Raw genomic sequence first — 17,002 nt, 5'->3', positions numbered from 1 at the left:
TTTGAAGATGGGGTCTACCACCCAGCGTTCAAGGCGGAGGTAAAGTTATCGTCATTGAGACCGCATTTACAAAAGCTCAAAAATCATACCCGGGCAGGCTTAATGCTTGCGTGTCATCGTCCCGAAAAGCGCGCCGCCAAGCACACCAATTCCCAGTAAAGACAGATAATTGGGCCAAAACTCTGCCCGGCCAATCGGCTGAACGCCCGACCCGCGCAGTTTTAGCGCGTAGAGCAGGACGATCATGAGAACCAGTCCCGCCACAGCAAAAACAAAGGGCCGCGCCCAGCCTGTTTTGCGCGCCACCCATTCGGCGCACAAAAAAGCTATGATCGCGCCAATGGCAGTTACGACAGCGAAAACCGGACCCAGTCCAATCAGATCTTTGCCAATAAGATCAATATATCCGGCAGCGCTAACCGGCACAGGGAGGTTTAAGCCTACAAAGATGGATGAGATCACGACGGACAGAATCGTGATGACCACGACGCAAATAAAATAGCTTATAACCCAGCGCAATATTGAAACGCCTTTGGGGGTGTCACCAATGTGAATTGCATTTGTCTCTGTCATAGCTCAGTTATGACGCAATCACTGCCGCGCCGCAATGGCACTAATTTCGAGGATTTATGAGTAAAACGATTTTTTATATGACCGCCGCCGCGATGGCCTTATCACTGGGCGCCTGCGGCGCGCCGGAGAACGCGCAACCCGCAAGCGCCTCCGTTAAATCCGCTGCAACCCCTGAAACTCTGTCCGTGAAGACCGATGTCATTGCTGATGGCCTGTCCGCGCCTTGGGGCCTCGCCTTTTTGCCTAGCGGCGATTATCTGGTCACAGAAAAAACGGGCGGCGTTATTCGCATTGACGCGTCAGGCGTTAAGACGCCGGTCAGCGGCGGGCCCAAGGCTTATGTCGCAGGTCAAGGCGGACTTCACGACATTGCGCTCTCGCCGAATTTCAACACCGACAATACCGTCTATATCACCTATGCCTATGGCGATGCGGCGGCGAACGGCACAGCCGTATTCAAAGGCGTTCTAAGCGGTGACACGCTTACCGGAGAGACCATATTTGAATCCCACCCCCCGAAGGATACGCCCAATCATTACGGCGCGCGTATGGCGTTTCTGCCCGACGGCAATTTCCTGCTGACAGTCGGCGAAGGCTATGCCTACCGCGAAAAAGCGCAGGATCTGTCCAGCCATCTGGGCAAGCTATTGCGGCTAACGCCGGACGGTAAAGCCGCCGCCGGCAACCCCTTTACGGGTCAGGAAGGCAAGCGCGCAGAGATTTACTCTTACGGACACCGCAACTCACAAGGCCTGCTATATGACGCTGCAAGCGACACGGTCTGGCTTCACGAGCATGGACCCAAAGGCGGAGACGAGATTAACCGTATTGAGGCCGCGAAAAATTACGGCTGGCCGGTCGCGACATTCGGCATTGATTATTCCGGCGCGCAAATCAGCCCGTATCAGACCTATGAGGGCATGACGGACAGCCTGTATTACTGGAAGCCGTCTATTGCGCCATCAGGATTTGCGCTCATTCGCGGCGACATGTTCGCAGACTGGAGCGGTGACCTTCTGGTGGGTGGACTGGCGTCCAAAGACTTGCGGCGCGTCCATATGGACAGCGGCAAACCGGTCTCCGAAACCATATTACTGGGCGATATGAGCGCGCGAATTCGTGATGTGCGCTTAGGGCCGGATGGGGCCATATATGTTCTGACTGACGCGCCCGATGACGGCAAACTCATTCGTATAACGCCACATTAAAAAGAGACCTTATGCCCGATACCAAAAAACAAAGTTTTTCCGAATATGTCCCGCCCAAAGTCTGGAGATGGAATAAGGGTGACGACAGTAAATTTGCCAATATTAACCGTCCCGTCTCCGGACCGACGCAGGAAAAAGAACTGCCGGTTGGAAAACACCCGCTGCAGCTTTATTCCCTCGGTACGCCTAATGGCGTGAAGGTGACGATCATGCTCGAAGAGCTATTGGCGGCGGGTCACGAGAGCGCCGAATATGACGCATGGCTCATTGATATTAATGAAGGCGAGCAATTTGGCAGCGGCTTTGTCGACATTAATCCAAATAGTAAAATTCCGGCCCTGCGGGATATGACCAACGGACAGCGCGTCTTCGAGTCCGGCTCCATCCTGTTCTATCTGGCCGAGAAATTCGGCGCATTTCTGCCGACAGAGTTAGCGGCGCGCACCGAAGTCATGTCTTGGCTGATGTGGCAAATGGGGGCCGGCCCTTATCTGGGCGGCGGGTTTGGGCACTTCTATGCTTATGCACCGTTTAAAATCGAATATGCCATTAACCGCTTTGCCATGGAGACAAAGCGCCAGATGGACGTGCTCGACAAGCGTCTGGCCGAACATGAATTTATCGGCGGCGCAGACTTATCTATCGCCGATTTTGCGATTTATCCGTGGTATGGCGCGATGGCGCGCGGCCTTCTATATGAGGCTAAAGATTTTTTAGACGTTGAAAGCTATAAACATGTCGGACGCTGGGCCAAACAGTTATCGCAGCGGCCGGCGGTCAAACGTGGACAACTCGTCAACCGCACATGGGATGATAAAGGTCTTGAAGAGCGTCACAGCGCAAGTGATTTTGACGCAAGCTCTAGGCTTATTTAATCTCTAAAACCTCAACCGTCAGGTTCGAATTGGTGAACACACAAATCTTGTCCGCAATGGCCATGGCTTTGCGGGCCAGAACTTCCGGATCTTTTTCATATTCCTTCAGGGCCAGCGCGGCGGCATAGGCAAAATTGCCGCCCGAACCAATGGCCGTAATGCCCTCTTCGGGCTCGACCACATCACCATTACCGGTCAGAACGTAAGTCTCTTTTTTATCCGCCACGATCATCATGGCTTGCAGCTGCCGCAAATATTTGTCCGTCCGCCAGTCTTTGGCCAGCTCGACGCAGGCGCGGGCCAGCTGCGTTGGATGCGCTTCCAGCTTGGCCTCTAAACGCTCCAGAAGCGCAAAGGCATCGGCTGTCGCGCCTGCAAATCCGCAAATCACTTTGCCCCCTGCTATGCGGCGCACTTTGCGGGCATTGCCTTTCATCACCGTATTACCGGCGCTAACCTGCCCGTCGCCCACAACAACAACCTTATCTTTATTGCGGATCGTCAGGATTGTCGTACCGCGCCACTGGCTGGCATCGGCATAATCATAGGGCTGGTTCATCTTAAACTCCTTGTTGGGGCTAAAATGGGCATAAGCTGTAGATTTTCAAGGCGTGTTATCGATTGCGGTGCGGCACGGCGTGCTCTAATCAACGCCGATGAAAACAATAGCGATACTCGTCTCTCGTAACATGCTCCCCGGAACGGCGGAGGCCCGTGAAGATCAATTTGAACTTGAAGAACAAATGAGCAAAATTGTGCCCGCTTTTGCTGCATTCGGCATGACGGCCACAACCTTACTGTGGAATGATTGCGCGGAGTCCGCCGCAGATTATGACGCGATATTGCCGCTGTTTATTTGGGATTATTTCGAGACCGGAAATCTAAAATTATTCTTGGCGCAAATCGACGCCGCAGCCCAGAAGACCAAAGTCTTTAATCCCCCGCGTCTGCTGCGCTGGAATACAGATAAGCGTTACCTGGATGAACTGGGCACACGCGGCGCGCCTGTGATCCCGGCTAAAATCGTGAACCATGCCACGCCGGAAATTATCATCGCAGCCTGTGATGAGTTCGCGTGCGACAAGCTTGTGATTAAGCCTCTCGTCGGCGGCGGCGCGTGGCGACAAGCGCTCTACACACGCGGCACAATCATGCCGGAGCCGGATAAGCTTCCACCCGGAGAAGCCATATTACAGCCCTTTGTGCCCAGCGTTCTGACCGAAGGTGAATATTCTTTTCTTTATTTCGACGGACAGTTTTCCCATGCCGTCAATAAGCGCCCCAAAGACGGAGATTACCGTATTCAATCGATATATGGCGGACGCGAAATGCCTTATTCTCCGACCCAGACTGAGCGCGCCGTCGCTGAAGAGATTTTAGGATATATAGACAACATGCCGCTTTATGCCCGGGTCGATTTACTGCGCGGGGAAGACGGAACGCTGAAACTGATTGAGCTCGAAATGGTCGAGCCCTATTTATATATGAATTTCGCAGATGGCGATGGCGGGGATAATACGGCAGCAAAAATGCTTGCCCAGAAATTAAGTATGCGGCTTTAAATATTAAATTGTCTAGGCCTTATACTGACCGCTTGGGCAAATCCGCAAATTTTCCGGCGCGTTTCTGACCTTTGGCCTGCATTGCTTCCATCATCTCAATAGGGTTGAGCATGGACATATTCCACATGGCGATATGATCCAGCGCGTCCGCCGTTGAGTGATCACGGCCATAGGTGATCGCGCGCTTGCAGCCATAAACGGCGAGTGGCGGGTTTTTCGCAATCGTTTTGGCGAGCATCATAACGCCGTCCATCATGGCGGCATGATCGGCAAACACTTCATTATACAGCCCGCGTGATTTGCATTCCTGCGCCATCATTTTGCGGCCCGTATAGGCCAGTTCGCGCACCACGCCTTCAGGCATGTGGTTAAGAATTCTCGGAAATGTCCCGACATCAGCGGTCATGCCGACAATGATTTCATAAATTGTAATAAAGCTATCTTCGGTGCCGTAACGCATATCGCAGGCCGTGATCAGGTCTACGCCGCCCCCATAACAGCCGCCTTGAATGGCCGCGAGCACAGGAATGCGGCAATTTTCTATCGTCGTGAAGCTATGCTGTAGCTTGCGCGCCGTCTCGTAAAAATGCGCGCCATATTGCGGATGATTTTTATCTTTCGGGCCGGCGACATCATTGGTGAACATCGCCAGATCAATACCCGCGCTAAACACAGGGCCCTGCGCACTGATCACAATAACGCGGGCGCGTGAATTATCATCAATATCGGTAATGATTTTCGGCAGCTCGTCCCAAAAAGCGCGGTTCATCGCATTGCGTTTTTCAGGCCGCGAGAGAATAATATGCGCAATATTATCGGCAATATCGACCGTGAAACAGCTATAATCAGTCATGGCACGCTCCTATAATGTAAATAGATAGCCTTTATCGGGGCCGCTCCGGCCGTTCAAAAGATCTTTGTAATTTTCTAAAACCGCCTCTATGCCGACCTGTTTTTCTACTGTTAGCCATGCGCTGGCGCTGTTTAGGAACGGCATCCAGCGCGCGCCGAGATTTTTGGCAAAACCCGCCTGCCCCCAATCGCCAATACGCTGCTTGGCGCGGTCAGGGGCGAAGAAAAACGCTGTCGGAGTATCGGTTCGCTTTGGCGGTGCTTTGGCCGCTTCCTGCCAATGCGAAATGCCAACGCGGCAAATATAGGTTAGATTATTCCCGAAATGCGCTTCAAGATTACGGATCACGCCCATATTTCCGCTCATATCGACAACAACGGTTTTCACATTTTTGTCGATTGACTGAATGTTGTCATAGGTAAAACCGCAGTCATAAAATCCGGTATTATCGACAAAGTCTTTATTGCCAGAAGAGGTTAGTCCGATGACGGGTTTTTCGCCGCGCGCTTTGAGGCAATAAGCTGTACCGAGCGCCGTTTTCGACGAAGCGGAGAGTAGCAAAACCTGATCGGCATTAAAAAAATTCTCATCCGCGAGAAAATCATCAATTAGGAAACTGGTGGTAAAAAGCGGACGTAATACAGGCTGCAAATTTTCGTGCACGCCATAGCTGGGATCCGCGTCGGTGAAACTATAGCTGCTGTAAAGACCATGCAGTCCGCTACGATGGGCGGCCATATCGGTAAAGCCATGGGCGGATAGACGCCCCGGCTCCATATCCATGGACTTCGCGATGGGAAAAAAACCGTAAATATGTGTGCCCGTCTTAATGCCTTCATATTTGCTTTCGCGCACGACTCCATAACCCCAAACGGGCATACGGCCTTGGCCGGCGCCTCCAAGATTATAAGCCGCCGGATCAAACACAGACCAATATCCGATCTGATCTCCTGTCACCATATAGGTGACATTATTTGCCGTCAGCGCAAACGGCCCGATATCAACACGGATATGACCCGCCACCAGATCGCCTTCATCATAATTGACGATAGAAACATCTGAAAAATCGTCTTTTTTAACAAGGAGGGTTTGGCCCATTAGAAAACGCCTTCATTGTTACAACTGATTAAAAGCTGGCCTTCAAGGCCTGCGCGGCGGTGGTGATGGATTTTGCGATAGGCCGCGCTGGACACCGTATCAAACATCGTTTTGGCATCAGGATAACGTACGATGGCGACGGCATCCCAATCTCCATTACCAATTAAATAAACATTTGCTGCGCCGCCATAGACGGTCTCCACGCCTTCAATACTCATCTCAGCCAGCATATCGCCAAAGCCTTTGGCATAGCGGCCATAAGCGGTCTTGCCGGAGACGGCTTCACCGTCTTTATACTCTGCTTTGTCTTTGAATTTCAAAAGATTGACCATGAAGACAGGCTGCCCGTCAGGCAGATCGAGGAACGCTTCTATCTGCGCGGGCGTGGGATCGGTGGCATTCAAAACATTCACCATTAGTATCCGGGCGCGGCCAGAATATCCGACAGGCTGGATTTTATCACGTCATCAGAGACAAAGAAATCCGCCATAAGCGGGCCGTCATATCCCGGCTGATTATACTGCGCCATATCGCTGACGCCGTGATCACGCAGAATCATTTCATCAATGTAGAAATTACCGGTATTCGCTTTGGCATCGGACGTCAGAATGAGATGCGCGGCATCGGCGAGAATGTCTGGTATGCGGCTCATCTTGGCCATTGAATCGCCGCCCAGAACATTGCGCACGGCCGCCGTATCAATTGATGTCATTGGCCATAGTGCATTCACGGCGATGCCCATCGGTTTGAACTCCTCAGCCATGCCGAGGACGCACATGCTCATGCCGTATTTGGCCATAGTATAAGCAACATGGTTTTTGAACCATTTCGAATCCATCTCCAGCGGCGGCGATAGATTTAAAATATGCGGATTATCGGATTTTTTGAGATGCGGCTGGCAAAGTTTGGAGAGCAAAAATGTCCCGCGCGCATTGACCTGGTTCATGAGGTCATAACGCTTCATCGGCGTCAGCGCCGTGGGCGTCAGCGAGATCGCGCTGGCATTATTTATACACATATCAATGCCGCCGAATTTTTCGACCGTGGCATCCACGGCCCGCTGGACATTATCTTCGTCGCGAATATCGCAAACAACAGGAAGCGCTTTGCCGCCTGCAGCCTCTATCTCCTCGGCGGCGGTATAGATCGTGCCGGGCAGTTTGGGGTGCGGTTCTACGGTCTTAGCGGCAATGGCGACATTGGCCCCGTCACGCGCAGCGCGCAGCGCAATCGCCAGTCCGATGCCGCGCGATCCGCCCGACATGAATATGGTTTTCCCTTTAAGCGACATAAACTCTCCTTTACTGTGGCTTTACGGATATGCATAAAGTTGCATATTGTCAAACACGAGCGGCGTACATCCGCCATTTGAGATAAGGGGAGTGCCATGGCTTTAGCCGAAGCGATTTTAGTCTGCCTGACTGACCGCCCGATGAGCGGTTATGATCTGGCGAAGAACTTCGATGCCTCTATCGGGTTTTTCTGGAGGGCCAGTCACCAACAAATCTACCGTGAACTTGGCCGTCTGCGTGACAAAGGCCATGTCGCCAGTACGGAAATGGCGCAATCCGGCAAGCCTAACCGCATTGTCCACCGCATTACCAAAGACGGCCGCGACTATCTCTATCACTGGTCACAGCGCCCGTCACGCAAGCCCAGCGTCAAAGACGAAATGCTGGTCAAACTCTATGCGCTCGAAGCCGTGGATATTGATGCCCTCCGTGAACAGATCACGCTGCGCATGGACGAACATAACGGTCTCGCCAAGCAGTATCAAAAAATTAAGTCCCGGTTTTTTGAAAATAAAGAGCTGTCTGTGACTGAAAAAGGCAAGCTCGTGGCGCTCAATATCGGGATTGAGCAAGAGCAGACCAATGCCCTGTGGTGTGAAAAAATGCTGGACGGTTTGGCGGATATTTTCCGCGACGAAAAGGTGAAGCGCCTACACAAGAAGTGAGTGTAAATAGTCTCCGAAGTGCTGCGCCGGGCCGCTCCGAATGACGGTGGAGACAAAAAATATCGCGTTCACGGCAATCATACATGTGACCGCGAAACTCCCCAGATCCTTAGCCTTTTTACCCGCCGGAGAAATTTCCGGGCTAACCCGATCAATGATCACTTCAATGGCGGTATTCAGGGCTTCTGTCGCAATCATGATCAGAAATAATATCGTCGCCACGGTCAGGGTCATCAACGACACTTTGAGTAATAACAGCGTCACTACCATCCAGAAAAAAGCGTAAACCTCCACGCGGGCGGCAAATTCACTGCGCAGTAAAAACATGCATCCGTCAAAGCTGTAACGCGACGCATTGCTAAGCTGTGCGGCCAATTTTACGATCATATCTTTCCCCTGTGATACCTATCTTATAACCTTTGCCCTTAATTGGACGTTAGCAAACTGCCGCTCTCGCCCTGTCGTGCCCAGAGATCGGCGTAAAGCCCGCCATCCGCCAACAATTTTTCGTGTGTGCCGCGCTGCACAATCCGGCCATTATCCATAACCAATATCTTATCTGCGCCCGTTATGGTCGACAGGCGATGGGCGATAACCAATGTTGTGCGGCCCCCCCGCGCCGCATCCAGCGCGCCTTGAATGTCGCGCTCAGTCGCGCTGTCCAGCGCGCTGGTGGCTTCGTCCAGTATCAATATGGGCGGGTTTTTCAAAAGTGTCCGCGCAATAGCGACGCGCTGTTTCTCTCCGCCGGAGAGCTTTAGCCCGCGCTCGCCAACCTGCGTCTCATAGCCCTTGGGAAGAGACGCGATGAAATCATGAATTTGTGCCGCGCGGGCGGCCTCGATGATTTCGTCCTGTGATGCGCCGGGCCGCGCATAGCCAATATTATAGCCAATCCCAGCGTTAAACAGCACGGTATCTTGCGGCACAATTCCGATAGCGCCGCGCAGGCTATCCTGCGTCACATCGCGAAGATCGCGTCCATCAATACTGACTGTGCCGCCTTCAATATCATAAAAGCGGTAGAGTATCCGCGACAGGGTCGATTTACCGGCGCCCGTTGGGCCGACAATGGCAATGGTTTGCCCGGGCTCTGCGGTAAAGCTTATCCCGCGTAAAATTTCCCGATCCGGATCATAGCGAAACCGCACATCCTCAAAAACGATGCGGCCTTGGGCTTTGCCTAAGGGCGACGCACCATCGCGGTCGCTGACTTCGGGCTTTAGATCGAGCAGCGCGAACATCTTTTCCATGTCGGTCAGAGACTGTTTAATTTCGCGGTAAGCAAAACCGAGAATATTGAGCGGGCGGTAAACCTGCTGCATCACAAGCGGGATGGTCACCATCGCCCCGACGGTAAGCGCGCCGCCTAAAATCTGATAAGCCGCCAAAATAAGCAGCGCCACGACGCCGGCATTCATTAGGAAAGATTGGCCGATATTCACCGTTGCCAATGAGGTGCGCGATTTTATTGCCGCACGTTGATAGCCTTCCATCGCGGCGTCATATCGCGAAGTTTCAAACCCTTCGGCGCCAAAATATTTTACGGTTTCGTAATTGAGCAGACTGTCAACCGCCTTGGCATTAGCCTCCGTATCCTGACGGTTCATGTCGCGGCGAAATTTAAGCCGCCATTCCGTTGTCGCAAAGGTAAACCAGATATAGGCGACGACGACCATCAGAGCGATGGCCGCATATTCCCAGCTATAGGCCAGCATCAACGCCGCGCAGCTAAAGCCGAGCAGCAGGAATGTCGGCCCGATATTAAACAGCAAAAACCGGAATAGAAAATCAATTGAGCGTATGCCGCGTTCAATGACGCGCGACAGACCGCCCGTGCGTTTCTCAAGATGAAAGCGCAGGGACAGGCGGTGCAAATGCGCAAATGTCGCCGTTGCGACTTCACGCTGCGCGCGCTGGCCAACGGGGGCGAAAATATATTCGCGCGCCTCGTTCAGTACGGTTGAGAGCAATTTCAGACCGCCATAGCCAAAAATAAGCGCGGTAATCACCAGCGCGCTATTGGCCCAGACCGAGCCGGCATCAAGCGCTGCCTGCACCGCGTCCACACTATAGCCCACGCCAAAGGGCGCGATCACGAGTATAATCTGTGACGTTATAGTCAGGAAGAGCGCGGCAATAATTCGCACGCGATCGACGAACCCGCCTCCGCTCCACATATAGGGCCACAGGCGCCCGAAGCTTTTGAGCTGATAAGAGAGCTTTTGTTCGGGGGGCCTGGCTTGAGATTGGGCCGTAGCGGGCAAGGTGATATTATCGGGTGGAGACATGCACGTTATGTGGGGGCAGGCCGTAGGAATGTCTAGAGCCGCGCGTAGAGTGAGCACCCATTCAAGACAAACCGGCAGGACACGATATGACAGAACGTAAATTTCCCGATGATTTTATTCCCGCCATACCCCGCGCCGACACAGGCACGATAACCCCGTCAGAAATCATCGCAATGGCGTGGGACGATGACACCTCATTTGATAACATCAAGCTGCAATCCGGCTTGTCTGAATCAAACGTCATCAAAATTATGCAAAACCATATGAAACCATCCAGCTTTCGGATGTGGCGCAAACGGGTAAACGGGCGGGCAAGCAAGCATGAGGCGAAGAGGGCCGATTAATATTTAAACAAGCGAATTTTGCGACCGCACAGAGTGACGGCATATAAATAGGAAAGGCGGGACTGCCCGCGTGGCCGGCACCGCGACGGATACCGAAATTATAGTTTTGTTTCTCGCGATGATAACCACGCGGCAATGCGTTTTCAGACTTACGCCGTCTCCACAGCTTACCTGAAGACCTCATACCCGGCGTGTCATAACCGAATACTCCATCACACTGTCTTAGCCCGGACGATAACGCGCGCCGTGTCCCGTGAGCCAAAGAACAGTTTGAACTTAGGTCGGGTTTTGGGCGCGGGGATGTATTTCTTTATTTAATAGCTAAAGAGTTGAAATTGATGAATTATTTTTTATTAAAAGCGGGATAATGAATCATTTGGGTTCAAACTCAATTTTATCTGAATAATAGGGTCGGCTTCGCCGCCTCTGAATATTAAATAACCACTCCGGAAAATTGACAAGCTTCTGGCCTAACCCTCGGACCACCCCTGAATTTGATCCGCCTGTGCCGATTATCGGGAAGCAAATTTTCATCTATGATGATCAGGAAATGGTAGTGAGAGTGAGACTTGAACTCACGACCTCAGGATTATGAGTCCTGCGCTCTAACCAGCTGAGCTACCCCACCTTACCAAGGCGTCTTGGGCACGCCCAAGGAAGCGGCCATATAGGCAAAAAACGAGCCTGTGCCAAGGCGCTTAATGCAGCTAACCGTAAATTTATGCTCTGCGGTAACCGCGCCGGCGTTTACGTATCCTAAAGTACGGGCCCGAGCGCGGCAACAAGGTTCATCCATATACGTTTTGGCAGGCTCCATTCGCTGACCTCGTCGAGCGATACAGCACGGGAGCTGTTAATATAACTTTGCTGCCGCGCTATGACGGCCTTGGTCAGTTTTTTATCATAGAGCAGCATATTATTCTCATAGTTCAGATCAAAACTGCGCATATCAATATTGGAGGAGCCGATCATCGTAAGGCTGTCATCCACGGTCACGGTTTTAGCATGAAGCAGTCCGCCTTCATATTCGAAGACTTTAACGCCAGCCTCTAAAAGCTCCAGATAATAACTCTGGCTGGCCGCGCGCACGATCCAGCTATCATTTCTATTGGGGAATATAATTGTCACATCCAGACCGCGATGGGCGGCAGAGTATAGCGCGCCGAGCACGGTTTCTTCCGGTACGAAATAGGGCGTTGAAATAATGATCCGCTCCAACGTTGAATTAATCAATGTCGTGAACAGTTGCGGCGTCGCGCCGAGACGGTCAACCGGACCGTCCCCCCAGACTTGCGCGGCAATCCCGCCCTTTAGGGGTTTAACTTTAGATGTGAAGTCTTTGAGCGGTGTATCCTCATTAAGCATCCAGTCACTGGCGAATAAAAGTCGGTTTTGCGCGGCGACGGGTCCTTCAAGACGCAACATAATATCGACCCATGGCGCAAATTTTTTCTTGGGCCGGAATTCCTTATCGGCGCAATTTTGGCTGCCGCAATAGGTGATTGTCCCGTCTATCACTGTGATTTTACGATGGTTACGCAAATCAATACGCGATAAAAATAATGTCCGGATAACTTGCGTTAACGGCAGGGCGACAGAGACATTTACGCCTGCCGCTTCCATTTTCTTCCAAAGCTTTGACGCGGCCATTTTGCGCGACCCCAACCCGTCCGCCATAACCCGGCAGGTGACGCCCCGCTCTGCGGCGCGAATGAGCGCGTCCGCTGTTTGCGTCCCTGTCTCATCGCCCAGCCAAATATAATAAATAATATCGACTGTTTTTTTCGCTGCGTCTATATCCTTGATTATTCGCGCCCTCGCGCTTTGCGCATCCTCCATTAATTCGGCGCGGTTGCCTAATGTCAGGCCGAAGCCATTGATCGACTGGGCATATTGAAAAGGCGGACGGTGCGAGGCGTCGACAATATCAGCAAGAGGCGCCATATCCCCAATGACATCTTTGCTAAGTTTATTGACCTGCTCAAAAATTTTGTCGTGCTTTTCTCTAATATTTAAGAGCCGCGCTTCGCCGAAAAAGACGTATAACATCAGCCCGCCCATCGGGAAAACGAATATCACCAAAAGCCAGGCGAGCCGCTTAATCGGTGATAAATGTTCACGTGATAACAGCCGCAATACGACGCCGAACGCGATTAATATGTGAAGCGCTAAAAATATATTGAATCCTGCTAACATTTAACGGTCCTTAGTTTTGTGATAATGGTTTTTATCCCAGCGGCGGTGGCTCCAAAACCATTGGTCGGGATGTTCGCGAATGCGGTCTTCGACCCACGCCGTAATGGCTTCGGTTCCGGCGCGGATTTTAGCGTGGCGGTCGCCTGTCCGGGGCAGTTTGATAGCCGGATATACTGTGGCGTGGAAATGCGCACCGCGTGTTCTCACGACATTCATAGGTACAAATAATGACCCCGTGTTGAGCGCCAAGCGTGTCGGCCCCGGCGCAGTCATAGCGGGAACACCGAAGAAATCCACCTCAATACCCTCATTAAATTTTTGATCATTCATAATGCCGACCGACCAGCCTTCTTTAAGCGCAACCATCAGTTCTTTAGCCCCGCGCGGGCCGGACTTGGCGGTCATCAAATCAACGCCAAAATCAGCGCGTTGCTTACGGATTTTGGCATCAAAATAAGGGTTATTGAGCGGGCGGTAAGTTATACGCATCTTTAATCCGGAGTGAGACAGGGCGACATTGAGCATCTCCCAATTGGCAAAATGACCGCCAACCAGAACAGCCGCTTTGCCGCTCTTTTTGATCGCCTCGAAATGCTCCTGTCCTGATAACGTCACGCGGTCGCCCATGCGCAGCCGCCCGATAAACATAAATTCGGCAAATGTGCGTCCGGTATTATCCCACTGCGCCGCAGCCATGCGCCTAATCTGCCGCGCATTGCGATCCGGGAAAGCGGTGCGCAGCCCTGTCGTTACTATATGCTGCTTGCTGGTCATCGGGCCGATCAGCCGGAACAGCGCGCCGCCCAGCCAGCTTATGGCGTCAATTGGCAGCCAGCACAGCAGGAGGCGCAGCGCATCATAAGCCAGCACTTCGGCCTGCCATTTTATTTTTTGTGAAAGCGAAGCAGAGCCGGACATAAAGATGACTTAGCGCCCTTTTTTGACGCTGTCGATAATGGGGCTGAGCAGACGTTCTATCGCGAGCTCGTCTTGGAACACGCACCGCACAGGCCACACCGCCACATATTGCCGGATTGACGGCGGAATGCGGACAAAGTCTTTTTCCGTCGTGATCAGCTGCGCCTTGTATTCACGGGCCATGGCCTGCAAATGCGCCATGTCGGCGGGGCTGTAGGCAAAGTGATCGGCAAATCCCATTGCCTCAACCACATTTGCGCCGGCCGCGCGCAGGGCATCAAAAAACTTGTTCGGGCGGCCAATGCCCGCAAAGGCAAAGAGCGGCCCGGGGGGCAGCGGCGCTGTTGGCGTGAGATAAGCCTCAATAACAGGTAAGCCGGAGAGCTGCTTGAGCAGTGCAGATGAGGCCGCGAAATCACGGTCCGGCTTCATTAATATCACGGCGTCCGCGCGGGCAAGACTACGCGTGACAGGCTCGCGTAGAGGCCCGGCGGGCATAACGCGGCCATTACCAAAGCCGGTCTGCGCGTCAACTACGACGATGGATAACGTCTTTTCCAGTGCAGGGTTTTGATGCCCGTCATCCATGACGATGACCTGCGCGCCGGAGGCGGCCATAGCCCGCGCGCCGTCATCGCGCGACACCGCGACCCAGACGGGGGCGCGCGCAGAGAGCAGGAGCGGCTCGTCTCCAACTGTGGCCGCGTCATGATCAGAGCTGACTTTAACAGGGCCGCGCTCCGTCCCGCCATAGCCACGCGACAGCCCTTCGGCGCGGATTTTCTGTGCGCGTAACATGGACAGAATTTCCGCCGTGACAGGTGTTTTGCCCGTGCCGCCCGCCGTAACATTGCCGATACAGACAACGGGAATTCCCGGATTATAAGCGACCGTCTTGTCGATACGGCGCTGCGTCAGATAGGCATAGAGCCAAGATATGGGCGTCAGCAGAGCTCTCAGGCCGGGCGCGGCATCGCGGCCCTCCGTGCGCGTCCAGAACTCCGGGGCTTGAAACCTCATAACTTTACACCTTGCGGAAAAAATGGAGCAATCGCTGTCCAGACTGTGTCCAAAATGTCGTCCTGAGCGGCGGTAAATGTCGTCGCGGCCAGTATCTGCGCCTCACGGCGGGTTTCGTCTTCCCACAGCTCAATCACCCTTTCGGCCAGACCTTCAGCGCTGCGCACGGTTTGCATTGCGCCTGCAGCGGAGAGCTCGTGATAGACCTCGTCAAAACTGTCGACATATGGCCCTGTTAAGACAGCGCAATCCAGCCGCGCTGGCTCTAGCGGATTATGACCGGATAAGTCCGGCAGGAGCGAGCCGCAAACACAGGCAATATTTGCAAGGCGGTAAGCCAGCCCCAATTGCCCCATTTTCGCAACCAACATAATTTGTGTGTCCGGCAAAATATCTTCGGCATAACCCGTCTGATTGTACTTCAATCCTGCGCTGTCAATCAGCGCCTCGATAGCGCGCCCGCGTCCCGGATGGCGCGGCGCAAGGATTAGCAATGCGTCCGGCTGTTCGGCTAATATAGCCCGGTGCGCCGCCAGAATAATGTCCTCTTCGCCCTCATGGGTGCTGGCCGCACACCAAACGGGGCGCCCCGTAAGCTGAGCGCGATGAGCGGCAAGACTTGCAGTGTCGACAGGCAGCGGCGCGCCAGCATGTTTCAGATTGCCGAAGACGGGCACGGCCCTACCGAAAATACCGGATAGTCCTGCAGCGGTTTTATGATCAGCCGCTAAGACAGCGCGAAAATGTCCGAATACGAATTTGGCCAGTGACCGACGTTTAGCCCAGCCGCTGAGTGATTTTTCGCTCATGCGGGCATTAACCAGGAGAGCCGGAATCTCGCAGGACGAAGTCTCGGACAAAAGGTTTGGCCAGATTTCGCTTTCGGCCCATAGCGCCAGGTCAGGTCGCCAGTAATCCAGAAACTTCTTTGCAAATTTGGGTGCGTCGAGAGGCACATATTGATGAATTGCACCTTTTGGGAGGCGCGCCTGCATCATCATCGCACTGGTTACGGTTCCTGTCGTGATCAGGACATTTGCACCACCTTCGACCAAACGGTTTATCAGCGGCAGCATCATGACAGACTCGCCGACGCTGGCCCCGTGCACCCAGATAAGCGGACCGTCAGGACGAAGGCGAGAGGCCGCGCCGAACCGTTCCGGCAAGCGCGCAATATCTTCTTTGTCTTTTTTGGCGCGGCCCTGAAGATAGGGCTTTGCAAATAATGATAAGGCCTGCGCCGCGGCGCGGTAGACTACATAGCTGACCGGCGCGCTCATGAAATCTCCCGCGCCTCTTTCTCAGAGATTTTGCGCTGGGTCTCGGCATCATTGATGCGCGCTGTTTTGCGGCTGTCCGCGGGCTGCACGATTTCTTTGCCGGCTATCACGTCAGCGCGTTGGTTCGCCGCGATCATACGCGCTTCTAATGTTGCTGTTGCGTTTTTAAGCGCCGCTTTATCCGCATCCTCTGCAACAGTGACAGGCTCGCCCCAAACGATAGCGCCGCGCCCGAACGGTAGCGGAAACATAAACCGGTCCCAGCTTTTGAACAGGATGCGGTTTCGCGTGGACAAGGCATAAGGCAGCATAAAACTGCCTGTCATCCGCGCCAATCGCGCCGGACCGGGGCCGCAACGCATGCGCGGACCGCGCGGACCGTCCGGCGTAATCACAATAACGCCGCCATTTTGAATATGGTCAACCATTTGCATCATAGCACTGGTTCCGCTGCGGGTTTTGTCGCTGCCCTCGCGGTGTGAACTGCCTCGAATAACGGATAGGCCCAAGCGCTGCGCCGTCATGGAAATAAAATTACCGTCATTAGACTGGCTGATTAATATGGCAGGATCCTGATAGTGTTTTGACCAACCGGAGTTAGACAGCAAAAACCGCCCGTGCCAGACGCAGCCGACAAAGCCCAGACCGCTTTCCCAAATCGGCGTGACGTTATCGCGCCCCTCTACAGTCCAGCGCGTCGTGCGTTTGACTATAGCCATATATCCGGCCAGCACAGTGGCGAGTATGTTTTGTGTCAGATTATGACGTAGGATGGATTTGAACACCTCGGGCCTCCCTGCTACAGGCGGCATAGCCGAGCCCGCCCT

The 17,002-nt window shown here is 53.3% G+C and carries 18 protein-coding genes and 1 tRNA gene; 5 read left to right on the top strand and 14 right to left on the bottom strand.

Features of this window, described 5'->3' with window-relative positions; all coding sequences use genetic code 11:
• Positions 1-99: 99 nt before the first annotated feature.
• A complete protein-coding gene (locus tag H142_RS0107040) occupies positions 100-573 on the bottom strand; it encodes a hypothetical protein (RefSeq protein ID WP_017931408.1) in 474 nt (157 codons plus the stop codon).
• A 56-nt stretch (positions 574-629) separates the two neighbouring features.
• Here H142_RS0107040 and H142_RS0107035 point away from each other — a divergent pair, with 56 nt between their 5' ends.
• Positions 630-1,781 carry a PQQ-dependent sugar dehydrogenase gene (locus tag H142_RS0107035; protein WP_017931407.1) on the top strand — a complete coding sequence of 384 codons (1,152 nt, stop codon included), beginning with the start codon at positions 630-632 and terminating at the stop codon, positions 1,779-1,781.
• A gap of 11 nt (positions 1,782-1,792) precedes the next feature.
• Positions 1,793-2,656 carry a glutathione-dependent disulfide-bond oxidoreductase gene (yghU, locus tag H142_RS0107030; RefSeq protein ID WP_017931406.1) on the top strand — a complete coding sequence of 288 codons (864 nt, stop codon included), beginning with the start codon at positions 1,793-1,795 and terminating at the stop codon, positions 2,654-2,656.
• On the opposite strand, the gene hslV is transcribed toward yghU, so the two are convergent.
• Complete coding sequence (hslV, locus tag H142_RS0107025) at positions 2,649-3,215, bottom strand: ATP-dependent protease subunit HslV (protein ID WP_017931405.1); 567 nt, start codon at positions 3,213-3,215, stop codon at positions 2,649-2,651. The genes yghU and hslV overlap by 8 nt on opposite strands.
• Positions 3,216-3,312: 97 nt before the next feature.
• Here hslV and H142_RS0107020 point away from each other — a divergent pair, with 97 nt between their 5' ends.
• On the top strand, positions 3,313-4,218 hold the full coding sequence (locus H142_RS0107020) for an ATP-grasp domain-containing protein (protein ID WP_026147862.1): 906 nt from the start codon (positions 3,313-3,315) through the stop codon (positions 4,216-4,218).
• A gap of 19 nt (positions 4,219-4,237) precedes the next feature.
• Here H142_RS0107020 and H142_RS0107015 read toward each other — a convergent pair whose 3' ends face one another.
• From H142_RS0107015 to H142_RS0107000, 4 genes are read right to left on the bottom strand one after another with little or no spacing between them, the layout of a single operon-like run.
• Positions 4,238-5,071 (bottom strand): crotonase/enoyl-CoA hydratase family protein, encoded by an 834-nt coding sequence (locus H142_RS0107015; protein ID WP_017931403.1) that lies wholly within the window; start codon positions 5,069-5,071, stop codon positions 4,238-4,240.
• Between the two features lie 9 nt (positions 5,072-5,080).
• On the bottom strand, positions 5,081-6,169 hold the full coding sequence (locus H142_RS0107010; protein WP_017931402.1) for a DUF2855 family protein: 1,089 nt from the start codon (positions 6,167-6,169) through the stop codon (positions 5,081-5,083).
• Complete coding sequence (locus H142_RS0107005; RefSeq protein ID WP_017931401.1) at positions 6,169-6,585, bottom strand: DUF1330 domain-containing protein; 417 nt, start codon at positions 6,583-6,585, stop codon at positions 6,169-6,171. Before H142_RS0107005 ends, H142_RS0107010 begins: the two co-directional genes overlap by 1 nt.
• On the bottom strand, positions 6,585-7,460 hold the full coding sequence (locus H142_RS0107000) for an SDR family oxidoreductase (RefSeq protein WP_017931400.1): 876 nt from the start codon (positions 7,458-7,460) through the stop codon (positions 6,585-6,587). The genes H142_RS0107005 and H142_RS0107000 overlap by 1 nt, the downstream gene beginning before the upstream one ends.
• 96 nt (positions 7,461-7,556) lie before the next feature.
• On the opposite strand from H142_RS0107000, the gene H142_RS0106995 reads away from it, so the two are divergent.
• The gene (locus tag H142_RS0106995) at positions 7,557-8,126 is read left to right on the top strand and encodes a PadR family transcriptional regulator (RefSeq protein WP_017931399.1); all 570 of its coding nucleotides are present in this window, start codon (positions 7,557-7,559) and stop codon (positions 8,124-8,126) included.
• Here H142_RS0106995 and H142_RS14775 read toward each other — a convergent pair.
• A complete protein-coding gene (locus H142_RS14775) occupies positions 8,112-8,513 on the bottom strand; it encodes a diacylglycerol kinase (protein ID WP_017931398.1) in 402 nt (133 codons plus the stop codon). The genes H142_RS0106995 and H142_RS14775 overlap by 15 nt on opposite strands.
• Positions 8,514-8,551: 38 nt before the next feature.
• Entirely contained in the window at positions 8,552-10,417 is a 1,866-nt protein-coding gene (locus tag H142_RS0106985) for an ABCB family ABC transporter ATP-binding protein/permease (RefSeq protein WP_017931397.1), read from the bottom strand.
• 86 nt (positions 10,418-10,503) lie between these two features.
• On the opposite strand from H142_RS0106985, the gene H142_RS0106980 reads away from it, so the two are divergent.
• On the top strand, positions 10,504-10,761 hold the full coding sequence (locus H142_RS0106980) for a TIGR03643 family protein (protein ID WP_017931396.1): 258 nt from the start codon (positions 10,504-10,506) through the stop codon (positions 10,759-10,761).
• A 551-nt stretch (positions 10,762-11,312) separates the two neighbouring features.
• Here the strand turns inward: H142_RS0106980 and H142_RS0106975 are convergent.
• From H142_RS0106975 to H142_RS14760, 6 genes are all read right to left on the bottom strand, one after another.
• Positions 11,313-11,389: transfer RNA gene (locus H142_RS0106975), tRNA-Met, on the bottom strand.
• 128 nt (positions 11,390-11,517) lie between these two features.
• On the bottom strand, positions 11,518-12,957 hold the full coding sequence (gene cls, locus H142_RS0106970) for a cardiolipin synthase (RefSeq protein ID WP_017931395.1): 1,440 nt from the start codon (positions 12,955-12,957) through the stop codon (positions 11,518-11,520).
• Positions 12,958-13,875, bottom strand: a complete 918-nt coding sequence (locus tag H142_RS14770; RefSeq protein ID WP_017931394.1) for a lysophospholipid acyltransferase family protein — start codon at positions 13,873-13,875, stop codon at positions 12,958-12,960.
• 9 nt (positions 13,876-13,884) lie between these two features.
• Positions 13,885-14,895: a tetraacyldisaccharide 4'-kinase gene (lpxK, locus tag H142_RS0106960; RefSeq protein WP_017931393.1), complete on the bottom strand. Its 1,011-nt coding sequence runs from the start codon at positions 14,893-14,895 to the stop codon at positions 13,885-13,887.
• The gene (locus H142_RS14765; protein WP_017931392.1) at positions 14,892-16,175 is read right to left on the bottom strand and encodes a 3-deoxy-D-manno-octulosonic acid transferase; all 1,284 of its coding nucleotides are present in this window, start codon (positions 16,173-16,175) and stop codon (positions 14,892-14,894) included. The genes lpxK and H142_RS14765 overlap by 4 nt, the downstream gene beginning before the upstream one ends.
• Positions 16,172-16,960 carry a lysophospholipid acyltransferase family protein gene (locus tag H142_RS14760; RefSeq protein WP_017931391.1) on the bottom strand — a complete coding sequence of 263 codons (789 nt, stop codon included), beginning with the start codon at positions 16,958-16,960 and terminating at the stop codon, positions 16,172-16,174. The genes H142_RS14765 and H142_RS14760 overlap by 4 nt, the downstream gene beginning before the upstream one ends.
• Positions 16,961-17,002: the final 42 nt, after the last annotated feature.

The sequence above is a fragment of the Robiginitomaculum antarcticum DSM 21748 genome (assembly GCF_000365025.1).
GTDB classification, from domain to species: Bacteria; Pseudomonadota; Alphaproteobacteria; order Caulobacterales; family Maricaulaceae; genus Robiginitomaculum; species Robiginitomaculum antarcticum.
The sequence above is the reverse complement of the archived record's forward strand: the minus strand, read 5'-3'. Positions and strand labels throughout refer to the sequence as shown.

Coding starts and splice junctions, on each gene's coding strand:
- H142_RS0107040 (WP_017931408.1), bottom strand. CDS start 573: ATGACAGAGACAAATGCAATTCACATTGGTGACACCCCCAAAGGCGTT.
- H142_RS0107035 (WP_017931407.1), top strand. CDS start 630: ATGAGTAAAACGATTTTTTATATGACCGCCGCCGCGATGGCCTTATCA.
- yghU (WP_017931406.1), top strand. CDS start 1,793: ATGCCCGATACCAAAAAACAAAGTTTTTCCGAATATGTCCCGCCCAAA.
- hslV (WP_017931405.1), bottom strand. CDS start 3,215: ATGAACCAGCCCTATGATTATGCCGATGCCAGCCAGTGGCGCGGTACG.
- H142_RS0107020 (WP_026147862.1), top strand. CDS start 3,313: ATGAAAACAATAGCGATACTCGTCTCTCGTAACATGCTCCCCGGAACG.
- H142_RS0107015 (WP_017931403.1), bottom strand. CDS start 5,071: ATGACTGATTATAGCTGTTTCACGGTCGATATTGCCGATAATATTGCG.
- H142_RS0107010 (WP_017931402.1), bottom strand. CDS start 6,169: ATGGGCCAAACCCTCCTTGTTAAAAAAGACGATTTTTCAGATGTTTCT.
- H142_RS0107005 (WP_017931401.1), bottom strand. CDS start 6,585: ATGGTGAATGTTTTGAATGCCACCGATCCCACGCCCGCGCAGATAGAA.
- H142_RS0107000 (WP_017931400.1), bottom strand. CDS start 7,460: ATGTCGCTTAAAGGGAAAACCATATTCATGTCGGGCGGATCGCGCGGC.
- H142_RS0106995 (WP_017931399.1), top strand. CDS start 7,557: ATGGCTTTAGCCGAAGCGATTTTAGTCTGCCTGACTGACCGCCCGATG.
- H142_RS14775 (WP_017931398.1), bottom strand. CDS start 8,513: ATGATCGTAAAATTGGCCGCACAGCTTAGCAATGCGTCGCGTTACAGC.
- H142_RS0106985 (WP_017931397.1), bottom strand. CDS start 10,417: ATGTCTCCACCCGATAATATCACCTTGCCCGCTACGGCCCAATCTCAA.
- H142_RS0106980 (WP_017931396.1), top strand. CDS start 10,504: ATGACAGAACGTAAATTTCCCGATGATTTTATTCCCGCCATACCCCGC.
- cls (WP_017931395.1), bottom strand. CDS start 12,957: ATGTTAGCAGGATTCAATATATTTTTAGCGCTTCACATATTAATCGCG.
- H142_RS14770 (WP_017931394.1), bottom strand. CDS start 13,875: ATGTCCGGCTCTGCTTCGCTTTCACAAAAAATAAAATGGCAGGCCGAA.
- lpxK (WP_017931393.1), bottom strand. CDS start 14,895: ATGAGGTTTCAAGCCCCGGAGTTCTGGACGCGCACGGAGGGCCGCGAT.
- H142_RS14765 (WP_017931392.1), bottom strand. CDS start 16,175: ATGAGCGCGCCGGTCAGCTATGTAGTCTACCGCGCCGCGGCGCAGGCC.